This is a genomic window from Brevibacillus sp. FW301-21C12A, assembly GCF_058788915.1.
In genome coordinates this window covers 22446-35773 of the sequence record NZ_JBYTBG010000045.1, presented here as the reverse complement: position 1 = coordinate 35773, position 13328 = coordinate 22446, and the positions used below count along the sequence as shown (strand labels likewise).

10 protein-coding genes and 2 pseudogenes are annotated in these 13328 nt (G+C 56.1%); 10 read left to right on the top strand and 2 right to left on the bottom strand.

The window, feature by feature from the left end; genetic code table 11:
- Window positions 1-174: 174 nt before the first annotated feature.
- The 5 genes from AC3WQH_RS21305 to AC3WQH_RS21285 all read left to right on the top strand — a co-directional run bounded on the left by AC3WQH_RS21305 (window position 175) and on the right by AC3WQH_RS21285 (window position 6679).
- On the top strand, window positions 175-552 hold the full coding sequence (locus tag AC3WQH_RS21305) for a VOC family protein (RefSeq protein WP_007783671.1): 378 nt from the start codon (window positions 175-177) through the stop codon (window positions 550-552).
- A 191-nt stretch (window positions 553-743) separates the two neighbouring features.
- Window positions 744-2684, top strand: coding sequence for a transporter substrate-binding domain-containing protein (locus tag AC3WQH_RS21300; RefSeq protein ID WP_492332238.1), 1941 nt, complete (start codon window positions 744-746; stop codon window positions 2682-2684).
- Window positions 2665-4032 (top strand): sigma-54-dependent transcriptional regulator, encoded by a 1368-nt coding sequence (locus AC3WQH_RS21295; RefSeq protein ID WP_005835202.1) that lies wholly within the window; start codon window positions 2665-2667, stop codon window positions 4030-4032. Before AC3WQH_RS21300 ends, AC3WQH_RS21295 begins: the two co-directional genes overlap by 20 nt.
- Complete coding sequence (locus tag AC3WQH_RS21290) at window positions 4029-5033, top strand: TAXI family TRAP transporter solute-binding subunit (RefSeq protein WP_026557723.1); 1005 nt, start codon at window positions 4029-4031, stop codon at window positions 5031-5033. The genes AC3WQH_RS21295 and AC3WQH_RS21290 overlap by 4 nt, the downstream gene beginning before the upstream one ends.
- A 326-nt stretch (window positions 5034-5359) precedes the next feature.
- A complete protein-coding gene (locus AC3WQH_RS21285; RefSeq protein ID WP_026557724.1) occupies window positions 5360-6679 on the top strand; it encodes an MFS transporter in 1320 nt (439 codons plus the stop codon).
- A gap of 78 nt (window positions 6680-6757) precedes the next feature.
- Here AC3WQH_RS21285 and AC3WQH_RS21280 read toward each other — a convergent pair.
- Both AC3WQH_RS21280 and ytvI read right to left on the bottom strand, forming a co-directional pair.
- Window positions 6758-6982 (bottom strand): annotated as a pseudogene (locus tag AC3WQH_RS21280) (purine catabolism protein); the annotation flags it as partial.
- Between the two features lie 210 nt (window positions 6983-7192).
- Window positions 7193-8224 carry a sporulation integral membrane protein YtvI gene (gene ytvI / locus AC3WQH_RS21275; RefSeq protein WP_005835207.1) on the bottom strand — a complete coding sequence of 344 codons (1032 nt, stop codon included), beginning with the start codon at window positions 8222-8224 and terminating at the stop codon, window positions 7193-7195.
- Window positions 8225-8486: 262 nt separating this feature from the next.
- Here ytvI and AC3WQH_RS21270 point away from each other — a divergent pair, with 262 nt between their 5' ends.
- The 5 genes and pseudogenes from AC3WQH_RS21270 (at window position 8487) to AC3WQH_RS21250 (ending at window position 13100) form a co-directional block, all read left to right on the top strand.
- Entirely contained in the window at window positions 8487-9761 is a 1275-nt protein-coding gene (locus AC3WQH_RS21270; protein ID WP_007783688.1) for a cation:dicarboxylate symporter family transporter, read from the top strand.
- 249 nt (window positions 9762-10010) lie between these two features.
- Window positions 10011-10919: an NUDIX hydrolase gene (locus tag AC3WQH_RS21265; RefSeq protein WP_122953260.1), complete on the top strand. Its 909-nt coding sequence runs from the start codon at window positions 10011-10013 to the stop codon at window positions 10917-10919.
- 22 nt (window positions 10920-10941) lie between these two features.
- Window positions 10942-11637 (top strand): annotated as a pseudogene (locus tag AC3WQH_RS21260) (TIGR02452 family protein); the annotation flags it as partial.
- Window positions 11632-12435, top strand: a complete 804-nt coding sequence (locus tag AC3WQH_RS21255) for an AAA family ATPase (RefSeq protein WP_307723512.1) — start codon at window positions 11632-11634, stop codon at window positions 12433-12435. The pseudogene AC3WQH_RS21260 and the gene AC3WQH_RS21255, both read left to right, overlap by 6 nt.
- Before the next feature lie 77 nt (window positions 12436-12512).
- Complete coding sequence (locus AC3WQH_RS21250; RefSeq protein WP_025844003.1) at window positions 12513-13100, top strand: DUF1802 family protein; 588 nt, start codon at window positions 12513-12515, stop codon at window positions 13098-13100.
- Window positions 13101-13328: the final 228 nt, after the last annotated feature.

Below are 13328 nucleotides of genomic sequence, written 5' to 3'. Positions count from 1 at the left end.
CGCTTAGTCATTCAAGAATCCCACCCGTACACCGCAAGGTGGAAGGCTTGCGGCTTTAGCCGTGGGAGTCTCAAAAGCAAGTGAATAGGCTTGTCTGCTATTGTTGGGAAAGAACCTCGCTCGCGCATGCAGCGGCATGGCGGGAACTACTTGGAAAACGCAGGAGGAAAGCAAATGGGAATCAAGCTGGATATGGTAGGACTGGTCGTGCAGGACATGAAAAAGGCGCTGGACTTTTACCGCGTGCTCGGGTTTGCGATCCCGGAGCAGGCGAACGAAGAGCAGCACGTGGAAGTCGCACAGGATGGCGTGCGCCTGGCTTTTGACACGGTGGAGATCGCCAAAAGCGTGTACGGCGGATGGGAGCCGGCGAGCGGACACAGAATCGAGCTGGCCTTTTTATGCGACGATGCCGCAGCCCTGGATGCGTTGTATGCCAAAATCGTCGAGCATGGCTACGAAAGCCACCGCGAGCCGTGGGATGCCGTCTGGGGCCAGCGCTATGCGATTGTCAAAGACCCGGATGGAAACCTGATTAGCCTGTTTGCCTAAAGGCACGGTGGCAAAAAAACGAATGCAAGCCGACTCTCTTCGGACAAGAGGATCGGCTTGTTTTCGTTTTCGCGGGCATGATTCTTTTCAAGCCTGGTTGGTTCGTCCATAATAAGCTTGTTAACCGATCGGCAAAACAGGACAGGTAACAGCGATAGCGCGAGGAAGGAGGCGGGCGTTTTTTGCAAAAGATGGCTGTACTTTTGGCTTTATTCACACTGATTCTTTGTTGGCCACAGGCTGCGCCCGCAGAAGCGCAGGCCCAGGAGGAGCGCATCCTGCGCGTCGGCTTCGACAAAAGGCTGCCGCCCTTGTCTTACGTGGACAAAAACGGGGAAGCGGCAGGCTTTGACATCGAGCTGATCCGCAGCATGGACTCTCTACGCGGCTATCAGATCGAGTATGTTCCGCTGGAGTGGGAGGAGACGGTCACCTGGCTTACAGAAGGCAAGCTGGACCTGGTGGTCGGGATGAAATATACGAGCACGCGCGACACGTTGTTTGACTTCAGCGATTCGTATTTGACGGCGGCGGACGCGCTGGTCGTGCCAGCAGCCATCCGGGACATTTCCGCGATTAATGATTTGCGCGGAAAAGTCGTGGCGATTCAGCGGGATGACGCGGGCATCGCGCAGTTGGAGAACATTCGCGGCGGCAAACGGCTGGTCGCCTTCAGCCAGCCGGACGCTTTGGAGATGCTCTTTTTGGGCCGGGCGGACGTGTTTTTGGGCAACCGCTGGACGGCCGAATACGTGCTTGCGGGAACGGGCAGGCAGCAAGACTACCGGATTCGCACCGGGCTGATTCCGCCGTCCGACTATGCGTTTGCCGTCCGCGAAGGCAACTACGAACTGGTCAACAAGCTCAACGAGGGCTTGGCCCAACTGCACCACAACGGGATGTACGAGCAGCTTTACTCGCGGCATCTGGAGCCGTACAGCGCGCTTGCGATCGACTGGTGGCGCAAGCTCGTGTACGGGCTCTTAATCATGATGGGGATTGTCGTCATCGTCTTGGCCGGAAGCTTTTTCTGGAACAACCGTCTGCAAAAAGCGGTCCGGAGGCAAACAGCCGCGTTGGCGGACAGCTTCGCTTTTCAGACGACCGTGTTAAACAGCGTCGACAACGGGATCTTGTCGTTTGATCGGGAAGGCAGGATTACGCTCATCAATCACGCGGCACAAAAATTGCTTGGACAAATGGAAAAGGCTGCCCAGCCATCCATATGGGATTGTCTGCCTCAACTGCCGATCCGCCAGGCGCTGCACATGGGGGACGGGCACATGCTCGAAGGCGAGTTGCACCTGGGCGATGGCTCGGGCCGGATTGTGCATTACTACCTCGCCGCCTTGACCAACGGAGCGGGCCAGCAGGTGGGCGGGATTCTTTGCTTGCAGGACAGGACCGAGCAAAAGCATTTGCAGGCGCGGCTGATCGCGCAGGAAAAAATGCGGGCGCTGGGCGAGCTGGTCGCAGGCATCGCCCACGAAATCCGCAATCCGCTCACGGCGATCAAGACGTTTGCCGAGCTTTTGCCGAAGAAGCTGAACGACGAGCGCTTTCGCAGAGAGCTTGTGGAGCACGTGCCGGAAGAAGTGGCGAGGATGAACCGGATCATTGAAGATTTGCTCGACTACTCGCGGGAAAAGCCGATGCAGCGAAAACGGGAAAACTTGCAGGAGCTGGTGCAGTCCGTGCTCGGGCTTTTTGCCAAACGAATCGAAAGCGAACGGATACGGGTCACAGTCGAGCCTGGCCTCGCTGTGGACGTGTTCGTCGACCGCGACCGCATCAAGCAGGTGCTGATAAACTTGCTGCTCAACGCCATTGAGGCGATGGCCTATTCGGAGGACAAGCGCCTGACTTTTTCCGTGCTGCCGACAGAAGCGCACACGGTATGCCTGGCGATTGCCGATTCCGGGCCGGGCATCGGCGAGCAGGAGCAGCTTCATCTGTTCCAGCCTTTTTACACAACGAAAAGCCAAGGGATCGGGCTTGGCCTGTACCTCAGCCAAAAAATCATGCGCGAGCACGGGGGAGAGATTGACGTGCGCAGCGCGCCTGGGACGGGCACCACGTTTTTCCTGACATTTGCCAAAGGAGGGATATGCGATGAACATTTTAATCATTGACGATGAACGGGCGATCTGTTCGTCGCTTTCCTTTGCCCTGGAAGACGAATACCGCGTGTTTACCGCTTCCGGGCCGGAGGAAAGCTTGCAAGTGCTGGATCAGGAGCCGATCGACGGCATTTTGCTCGATCTGAATTTGCGCGGAGCGAGCGGCATGGAGCTGTTGCGTCAGATCAAGGAAAAAAAGCCGGATGTGGTCATCATCATGATGACGGCCTACGGCTCCATCGAATCGTCCGTCGAGGCCATGAAGGCAGGAGCTTACCATTACTTGACGAAGCCGCTCAATCTGGAGGAAGTGAAGCTTTTGCTCCGCAAGGCGCTCGCCTTCCAGCAGCTTCATCAGCAGGTTCAGGTGCTGAGCCAGGCGGTGCGCCAGCAGGAAACGTATGCGGGCATCATCGGCAAGAGCAGTGCCATGCAAAAAGTTTTCCAATTGATCCAGAAGGTCAAGGACATCAACTCGAATGTGCTGATAACAGGCGAGAGCGGCACCGGAAAAGAGCTGGTCGCCCGCGCGATCCACTACCAGGGCGAGCGGCAAAAGGGCGCGTTTTCCGTCATCAATTGTGCGGCGATCCCGGAGCCGCTCTTGGAGAGCGAATTGTTCGGGCATGAAAAAGGGGCGTTTACTGGGGCCTACGCCAAGCAGCAAGGGCTGTTTGAGCGGTCGGACGGGGGCACGATTTTTCTCGATGAAATCGGCGAAATGCCGCTCGCCTTGCAAGCGAAAATATTGCGGGTCATCCAGGAGAAGGTGGTGACCCCGATCGGCTCGCAGCAGCCGAAGGAAGTGGATGTGCGAATCATTTCCGCCACGAACCGCAATTTGCAGGAGGAAGTCGCCAAAGGGAATTTTCGCGAGGATTTGTACTACCGCCTGAACGTCATCCCGATCCATCTGCCGCCTTTGCGTGAGCGCAGGGAGGATGTGCCGTTGCTCGTGGAGCATTTTCTGGCGCTGTATTCGGCCAACATGGGCGTGCGCAAGAAAACGTTCAGCCCGGATGCCAAACGGATGCTGTATCACTACGCCTACCCTGGCAATGTGCGGGAGCTGTCCAACATGCTCGAATACGCAGTAGCCCTCTCGGAAAATGAGGTCATTGAACCGCGCGACCTGCCGGAAGCGGTGCGCGAAAACCGCAGCGGGGGCACAGTCAGAGAGGCGGCAGAGCGCGGCCTGTTGCTTCCGGAAGGCTTGACGCTCGCCGAAGCGGAGCGCATGTACATCCTCTATACGCTGGAGAAAAACGGCGGGCATCGGCTGAATACGGCCAGACAGCTCGCGATCAGCGAGCGGGGATTGCGCGACAAACTGAAGCAATATTTGCGGGGTGCAGAATGAGAGCAGTCAACGCATGGCTCACTGTCGCTGTCGCTGCAATCGGCCTGGCCCTTTTGGCAGCAGGCTGCACGCCAAAGCCGGAGTCAGCCCAACCCGATTCGGGCGACGAGCAGCCGTTTTTGACGATTGCGACAGGGGGAGCTTCCGGCCCCTACGACCTCATCGGGGGAGCATTGGCGAAGGTGTATCATAACCAGCTCGGCTACAAGACGGCGGTGCGCTCCTCGGACGGCTCCGTGGAAAACGTCCACCTGCTGGAGAGCGACAAGGCGGATGTGGCTTTTGCGATGTCGGACGTCGCTTCGTTTGCGCTGGGCGGCCTGGAAAGCTTTCAGGCGAGCGGGCCTGCTGTGCATGTGAAGTCGATTGCCGGGCTGTACTTGAACTATGTGCAAATCGTCACGCTCAAGGACCGGGACATTCGTTCGGTCTACGATCTAAAAGGGAAGCGGGTAGGCGTCGGCGCGCCGAACAGCGGGGTAGAAGTCAACGCGCGGATGATCTTAAACGAGCACGGCATCGCGTACAAAGATATCCGGCCCGAGTACCTTTCGTACGCAGAGGCGATTGAGCAATTGAAAAACAACGCGATTGACGCCGCCTTTGTCACCTCCGGCCTGCCCAATTCGGCGGTTTTGGACCTGCAAGCCACCCATGACGTGGCGATCGTGCCGATTTTGCCCGAAGACATCGAGAAGCTGACGAAGCGCTTTGCCTTTTTTGAAAAAGCACAGCTTCCCCCGGGCATCTACCAAAACGACAAGGCCGTCCCGACGGTCGCGATTCGCAACATCTTGCTCGTCCGCTCTGGCATGGGCGACGAGCAGGTGTACCGGCTGACGAAAACGTTTTTTGAAAACCTCGACGCCCTGCAAGCCGCGCACGAAGCCGCCAAGCAAATTGACAGGCAAACGGCGGGCAAGGAGCTGGTCGTGCCGCTCCATCCGGGCGCTGCCAAATACTACGCCGAGCTGGCGCGGCCTCAGGGACAAACGCCATAGAGGAAAAAAAGTACGCGACAAACGATCGACCCGGCAATAAATTCCGCATCGAACGGAGTTTTTTGCCGGGTTTTTGCGTGGGGAAGGCTGGGCGAGCGTGCGCTTGCTTGAGAGACTTTCTTCGCAAAACATTCTGGCACGTCGAAAAATTCTACAGAAACCTGGGCGTCATCCGCATCTGCGCCGTTACGAGTGGGCCGCGCGGAAGAAGCTTGGCACGAAACTTGCTATAATATGATTGCGATTGCGTTTTGAAACCGATTACATTCCGCTTTCGGGGAAGCAGGACGGTTTCTGGCTAGAATCAACAACAAGGAGGAAGAACAGTGAATCAAGCAAACGATCGCGCCAATTCGCGACGCATCACGGGAAACATCTTCAAAGGTTCGATCGGCAATCTGATCGAATGGTATGACTGGTATGTCTACTCTGCGTTTGCCGTGTACTTTTCATCCGAGTTTTTTCCAAAAGGAGACCCGACCAGCCAGTTGCTCAACACAGCGGCCATCTTCGCCATCGGCTTTTTGATGCGCCCGATCGGAAGCTTGCTGATGGGTCGCTACGCCGACCGTCACGGCAGACGGGCAGCGCTGACGCTTTCGATTACGGTCATGGCCAGCGGTTCCCTGATTATCGCCTTGACGCCAGGCTATAGCACTATTGGCATTTATGCGCCTATTATTCTCGTTCTCGCTCGCCTGCTGCAAGGTTTGTCCCTGGGGGGAGAATATGGCACCTCCGCGACGTATTTGTCCGAGATGGCAAGCAGCGGCCGCCGCGGCTTCTACTCCAGCTTCCAGTACGTCACTTTGATTGCCGGACAGCTTTTGGCTCTTGGGGTACAGATCGTGCTCCAGCAAATTCTCAGCGAAGCCGACATGCACGCATGGGGCTGGCGCATTCCGTTCGTCATCGGAGCATTGGGCGCTTTGGCTGTACTGTGGCTGCGCCGTTCGATGGACGAATCCGAGCAATTTTCGAAAATGGAGAAAAAGAGCCGCGAGAGCGCAGGAACCTTGCGCGCCTTGATGAAGCATCCAAAAGCGGTGCTGACGGTTGTCGGTCTTACGCTCGGTGGAACGATTGCTTTTAACACGTACACGACGTATTTGCAAAAATTCATGGTCAACACAGTGGGACTCCCGAAAGAGACCGTGAGCTGGATCAACTTTACGGCCCTGTTGGTCTTCGTAGTGCTGCAACCGATTGCGGGCATGCTGTCTGACCGGATCGGCCGCCGTCCGCTCTTGATGACCTTCGGGATTGTAGGGACGCTGTTTACCGTACCGATGTTCCTGATGATGGAGCAGACGAAAAGCCCGATGGTAGCCTTCCTGCTGATGCTGACAGGTCTTATCATCGTCACCGGCTACACCTCGATCAACGCGATTGTCAAAGCGGAGCTGTTCCCGACGGAAATTCGCGCGCTCGGCGTAGGCTTCCCGTATGCGATCACCGTTGCCGTGTTCGGGGGAACCGCAGAGTTCATCGCGCTCGGACTGAAAAACATCGGCTCCGAATCGCTGTTCTACTACTACGTCGCCGGCTGTATTGCGATCAGCCTGATTACGTACTGGCGCATGGGCGAGACGTCCAAAGAGTCTCGCATTGAAGCCGAGCTGGACACGAACAAGAACGTAAGCTAAACACGAAGCAGGAGCTTTTGAAACAGCAAAGCCGCCCGGACGATCCCGGCGGCTTTTTGCTGTTTTTCTGCTTTGTCGCTACGACAGGTAGACGTTCAGTGCCGCCTGAACGACGCGTCCCGCGTGCACTCTCGCTCCGTGGCGAATGAGCACCGCCTCCAGCGCTCCGAGCAGGTGCAGGATGTTTTGCTTGCGGCAACTGTAGCCTATCGTTTCGATGCGCCAGATTTTCCCTTTCAGCGGGCCAAAGGAGCTGGCGATCTCGATCTGAAATTCTTGCAGCAGCATCGCCCGGACCGACTCGCTGTAAAGCTGCAAGCTCATCGCCCGCAAAACGCTCGGCTCGGCTTCGACGGGGTCAGGTGTCATAATCGTCCGCTGGGAAACCGCCAATGGTTTGTTCATGCCCAAATCCCTCTCTCCCGGTTTTCTTTTCTATAGAGAAAAACCGTTCCCCCCGAAACGTTCCGGAAGAAACGGTTGCTTGCGTTCTTGGCTGTCCAAGCGTCTTTGTCAAAAGTCGATCTTGAAGTTCAAGAAGCCTGCCTTGCGCAGCGCTTCGTAGATGATGACGAGGGCAGGGCCGAGAATCAGTCCGAAAAAGCCCATCACCTGAAAGCCGAGAAACAGGCTGACCAGCGCAGCAAGGGCGCTGATCCCCAGATTGGAGGCGAGCACTTTCGGCTCCACGATCCGCCGCACGACCGTAATCACGAGGAACAAAATAATCAGCCCGATCGCGAGGCGTGTATTGCCAGTCAAAAAGTTGTAAACCGCCCACGGCACGAGAAACGAGCCTGTGCCCAAAATCGGCAAAATATCTACGAGCACGATCAGCAGGGCGACGACTGCCGCATACTTGACCTGCAAAATCAGCAGCCCCATAAAGGAGAGCAAAAACGTCATCAGGCTGAGGATGATCTGGGCCCGCAAAAAGCCGACGGTCGCGCGGTTCAACTGGGAGAGCACCACGTTGACCTTTTCCCTGGCAGATACTGTGAACATCCGCATGAAGCCTGCGCGCAGCCGCGGCAAGTCGAGGCTAATGAGAAACAGGGCAACGAGGTAAATGATCGTGCTGATGAGAAAGCCCGGGATGATGGCCGCTACGCCCAGGATGGCTCGTGCGACACTGGAGGCGCTCGTGATCGCCCAGTTTTTCAATCCGGCAAAAACGCTCTGGATCTGGACGACAGTCTCGGCGGGCAAAGTGGCGTAGTAGCTTTCCCAGCTCAGCAAGTACGACTCCACCAGTTCAAACAGATGCTGGGAAAAGGCGGGCAGCCGCTGGGCCAGGTCGATGCCCTGGATGACGATCTGCGTAGCGATCCAGTACAGCAGGATGCCGAACGTGACGAGAAAGAGCAAAAACGAAGCGATGACGGCGCTCATCCGGTTCATTTTGACCTTGCCGATCAGGAACTGGACGAGCGGCTCCAGCAAAATCGCGGTCAAAAGCGCGAGCAAAAACGGGACGGAGTAAGGCAAGAGAAACAGGGCAATGGCGGCCAGCAAGCCCAGGAGCAGCATTTTCCGAATTGTCATGAAAGTACTCCATTCTGATTAATGAGTCCGCAAATAACGTTAGGCTTATTTTATCATTTTTCCAGAATGCAACACAATGCGCCCGCTAATTTCGGGTAAAAAGCGGTGATTGTCAAAAAATAAAGAGAACTAAAAAGAATAGAAAAAAGGGGAGTAGCCAAAAAATCATGATATGATTTTCATCTATATAGCACTTCATTTTGGTGAGTGTGTATATAGTGTGTCAAAACCAGATTCCATACTTTACTAGCGAGGTGTCAGAATGAAGCGGTTTGGGTTAGCGATTCAAATTGTCATCGGACTCATTCTGGGTATCCTGGTGGGTGCTATTTTTTATGGCAATCCAGCAGTGGCTACCTATTTACAGCCTATTGGCGATGTATTTCTCCGCTTGATTAAGATGATTGTCGTTCCGATCGTAGTTGCCACCCTGATTGTCGGGGTAGCGGGCGTAGGCGACATGAAAAAGCTCGGAAAAATCGGCGGAAAAACCATCCTCTATTTTGAAATCGTTACCACGATTGCCATCGTCGTCGGTCTTTTGGCCGCGAACCTGTTCAAGCCAGGTGTGGGCGTCGACATGTCCCATCTGACGAAAACGGATATTCATACGTATGTAGAGACTGCGGAAACGACGCAAAGTCACAGTATGATTGACACATTCGTGAATATTGTTCCGAAAAACGTGTTTGATGCCATCGTCCGCGGGGACATGCTGGCGATTATTTTCTTCTCCGTCCTGTTCGGCCTCGGTGTCGCAGCCGCCGGAGAAAAAGGAAAGCCCGTCCTTGCCTTCTTTCAGGGTGTGGCAGACGCGATGTTCTGGGTCGTGAACACGATCATGCGCTTTGCGCCGTTCGGCGTTTTCGCCCTGATCGGGGTGACCGTCTCCAAGTTTGGCCTGTCCTCCCTCGTTCCGCTGGGCAAGCTGGTCATTTTGGTGCACGTGGCGATGCTGTTCTTCATTCTCGTCGTGCTGGGAACGATCGCGCGCATCAGCGGCGTCAAAATTACGGCCATTCTGCGCATTTTGAAGGACGAGCTGCTCCTGGCCTACTCCACTTCCAGCTCTGAGACGGTACTGCCGAAGATCATGGAAAAAATGGAGAAAATGGGCTGTCCAAAGGCGATTACTTCCTTTGTCATCCCGACAGGGTATTCGTTCAACCTGGATGGTTCAACGCTGTACCAGGCTCTGGCGGCCATGTTCATCGCGCAAATGTACGGGATCGACATGCCGATCAGCGCCCAGATTACCTTGATGCTCGTGCTCATGGTAACGTCCAAAGGGATCGCTGGCGTGCCGGGCGTATCGTTTGTCGTATTGCTCGCGACACTCGGCTCCGTAAATATCCCGTTGGAAGGACTCGCCTTTATCGCTGGTGTAGACCGTCTGCTCGATATGGCCCGCACGGTAGTCAACGTAGTTGGCAACGCGTTGGCAGCAATTGTCATCTCCCGCTGGGAAGGACAGTTTGACCAAAAGAAAGCCGATCAGTACGTTCGTGAAGTGAAAGCGCAAGCGAGCGCAGCTTAACTTTTCCTGTCACGATCAATAAACAGAAGAGCCTCTTGCCAGGTGTTCATCCGGCAAGAGGCTTTTTTTGCGTTGGCGTGCCCAAAAGCGATAGGTGGCTTTTGTCCGCGCGTAAAAGACAAGCTCCGGCATTTTGTTGCTTGACACCAAAAACAAAGAAGCAGTACTATGATGTAAACAAAATGATAATAACAATTTGTTAATAACAAAACATCTGTAACATTGCGCAGACGCAAAAGAGGTGGTTCCATGACACAAAAATCGCTTGTCAATAAACAGGGGCAAACCGAAGAGGAGTTTTTGCGGACGTATGACGCGAGCCAGTTTGAGCGGCCTTCCGTGACTGTCGACATGCTCGTTTTTACCGTGATGGACGAACAGGAGGAAAATTACCGCAAGCTCTCGCCCAAGTCTTTGAAAATATTGCTCGTGAAGCGCGGCGAGCATCCGTATTTGGGTCAGTGGGCGCTGCCGGGCGGGTTTGTCTCGCCGCACGAGAGCCTGGAGGAAGCGGCCACGCGCGAGCTGTTTACGGAAACGAATCTCGACAATATTTACCTGGAACAGTTGTACACATGGGGAGATGTCGGCCGGGACCCGCGGACGCGCGTCATCAGCACCTCGTACATGGCGCTGGTGGACAGCTCGGCGCTGCGTTTGCAGGCGGGGGACGATGCGGACGAGGCCGAGTGGTTTCGTCTCGAAGACAAATGGCTCAAGGAGACGAAAACAGCGACACCGGACGGTACCGTGACCGAAAAATGGGTCGAGCTGCGCCTCGCAAACGAGCGGGAGGAGCTGTCGGCCACGATCAAGGTGACGAAAACCGTCTCGGGCCGGATCGTGCGAGAGACGCGGGAGATCGTGGAGACGAACAAGATCGCGTTCGATCATGCCAAGATGATTCAGTACGCGCTGGAGCGGCTGCGCGGCAAGATCGAATACACGGATATCGCCTTTGCGCTCATGCCGGAGCTGTTTACGCTCGGCGAGCTGCAGCAGGTGTACGAAGTCATTTTGGGCAAGGAGCTGCTCGCCGCGGCGTTTCGCCGGAAGGTGGCAGACAAGGTGCTGGAAACGAATCAATACAGAAAGCATGCAGGGCATCGGCCATCCAAATACTACCGCTTCAACCCGGCGTGGATGGATCAGACATAGTCCCTGCAAGGGGGAAAAAATCATGAATCCAGGAAACAATCGCGACCGTCGCTCCAAAACGGCGCATGAGACGCTTGGCCTATTGGATCAAGGCTTCTACGTGAATCGCAGAGGGGAAAAAGTCAGCTTCGCCGCGGAGCAATCTGCCGCCATCCGCCATTCGCGTCTGTACCGGCCGGACGATCTCGGCGCCGAGTCGCTGCCGATGCCGGCGCGTGCAGGGCGTGCCAAGATCCAGGTGACAGCCGAATCGAGCCTGGGCGCAGCCGAACGGCTCATCGTGCGCGAACAGCGCGAGAACACTGTATGCTTGAACTTCGCTTCGGCCAAACATCCCGGCGGCGGGTTTCCGGGCGGAAGCCAGGCACAGGAAGAGAGCCTGGCGCGCGCTTCCGGGCTGTTGGATCAGCCGTACCTGCTGTCGTTCGTCACCGCTCCGGCCGTGAATGCGGGAGTCGTCCGCGAGGGCGAGCCGGAAAACGCAGGGCAGATCGGACCTGTCATGAAGGAGCGCATTCGAAAGGTGCTGCGCGCCTCCGCGATCCACGGGAACCGGACGGTCATCCTGGGCGCGTACGGCTGTGGCGTTTTCCGCAACCAGGCAAAAGACGTGGCCGACTACTTTGCGCAAGTGCTGCTCGACGAAGAGTACGCGAAGCTGTTTGACGACATCGTGTTTGCCATCTACGACCATTCGGCGCGGCAGGAAAACGTGCGGGTGGTAGCGGTCGAGGATCGGGCCGACAGCGACGAGACGTACGATTGGGAGGCGGGGGCCGCCGACATCAAGCGCAAGATCGGCAGGCCGATTGATCTCGTCTTCAGCTCGGAGCCGTCGTACGACCCGATTTTTCGCCGCCTGTATCCCGGAGCCAAACATGTCGTGCTCGACGGGGCGCGCAGCCAGGTGCCGATCTCGGCGACGCAGATCAGAAGCGAAGGCGTTTTTGCCCATTGGCAGCACATCCCGGCGGTAGTCCGGCCGTCTTTTGTGAAAAAGGTCGTCGTAGTCGGGACGGAAAGCTGCGGCAAGTCGACCTTGCCCCGCTACCTGGCGAAAATGTACAACACGGTGTTTGTCGAGGAGTACGGCCGCACGATCTGCGAGGAAGTAGGCGGCTGCGACACGATCTTGACGAAGGAGTATTTCCCGCACATCGCCTACGCCCACAAAATGAAGGAGTACGAGGCGGGCAAGCAAGCCAACAAGCTGCTGTTCATTGACACGGAGGCGGTTGTCACCCAGTTTTACTCCGAGTTGTACACCGGGCACAGCTTCCCGGTGCTCGACGAGATCGCCCGCGAGCAACAGTACGATCTGTGGCTGCTCCTGGAACCGGATGTTGCCTGGGTCGATGACGGTCTGCGGGTGCACGGAGCAGAGCAGGTGCGCTGGGACAATCACGAAAAGCTGTGCCGGATGCTGGACGAACGGGGCATCTCCTACGTGACGATCACGGGAGATTACGCGCAGCGGCTGACGGCTGCCATGCAGCATGTGAATCAACTGTTGTAAATGTCTTCTCAACAGGTCGGAATTAAGCTAGACTAAAGTCACTAAACGATTCTGACAAAAGAAGGGAGCCGTACTGCATGCAGACGATCGCACAGCCGCTGTCCCCCTTGAGCCTGAAGGAATGGGCGGTCGCCGTCAAAGCGCTCGGGGAAGGCGAGCAGATCATTACGATCCGCAAGGGCGGGCTATACGAAGAAACAAGAGAATTCCGATTGGAAAATAATTTATTTTACCTGTATCCGACTTACGAGCACCAAAAACGCGACATGGTAAAGCCAGCGTATCATCACCTGCTGGACGCGACGCTTGCAGGCTGGTCGAGCGAGCAAACGACGGTCGCCATCGAGTATTTTGCGGAAGTGACAGACGATGTGGAGCTGATGGACGAAGCCAAGCTGCGCGCGCTGTCGCCGCATCACATCTGGACGGACAATTTTGCCGACGTGCGCTTGCACTGGAAGAAAAAGCAGCCGCTGCACATTTTGTTCGTGCGCACGTATCGGCTGGCGCAGCCGGCGGTCATTCCGATTGAAGCCGCGTACCAAGGCTGCAAATCGTGGCACGACCTGCTTGTGGAGCTGCCGAGAAGCGAGTTTGCGCCTGTGCTGACCGACGAGGAATACGCGCAGAAAAAAGCGGCCGTCATGGCGATTTTGCAAGCATAAGCGTTCAAGAAAAAACCGTTCATTGGATGAGCGGTTTTTTTGTACGGAGAGGATATCAGTATCCGTGCAACTAAGGCTGCGTCAAGTTTTCTAATGAAGTTTTCACCACTGGCCTGGCGCCGCCAAGTTTGCTAGTGCCTGGTCCGCTGTCACAGCGGCGATGAAATAGCCGATGGGAAGGGAATCCGCAAAAGATAGGGAAATAATTGGGGTGGCCCCACGTTTCTC

Bases quoted from the DNA above. Each gene is read 5' to 3' on its own strand.
- AC3WQH_RS21305 (WP_007783671.1), top strand. From the start codon at position 175: ATGGGAATCAAGCTGGATATGGTAGGACTGGTCGTGCAGGACATGAAA.
- AC3WQH_RS21300 (WP_492332238.1), top strand. From the start codon at position 744: ATGGCTGTACTTTTGGCTTTATTCACACTGATTCTTTGTTGGCCACAG.
- AC3WQH_RS21295 (WP_005835202.1), top strand. From the start codon at position 2,665: ATGAACATTTTAATCATTGACGATGAACGGGCGATCTGTTCGTCGCTT.
- AC3WQH_RS21290 (WP_026557723.1), top strand. From the start codon at position 4,029: ATGAGAGCAGTCAACGCATGGCTCACTGTCGCTGTCGCTGCAATCGGC.
- ytvI (WP_005835207.1), bottom strand. From the start codon at position 8,224: ATGACAATTCGGAAAATGCTGCTCCTGGGCTTGCTGGCCGCCATTGCC.
- AC3WQH_RS21270 (WP_007783688.1), top strand. From the start codon at position 8,487: ATGAAGCGGTTTGGGTTAGCGATTCAAATTGTCATCGGACTCATTCTG.
- AC3WQH_RS21265 (WP_122953260.1), top strand. From the start codon at position 10,011: ATGACACAAAAATCGCTTGTCAATAAACAGGGGCAAACCGAAGAGGAG.
- AC3WQH_RS21250 (WP_025844003.1), top strand. From the start codon at position 12,513: ATGCAGACGATCGCACAGCCGCTGTCCCCCTTGAGCCTGAAGGAATGG.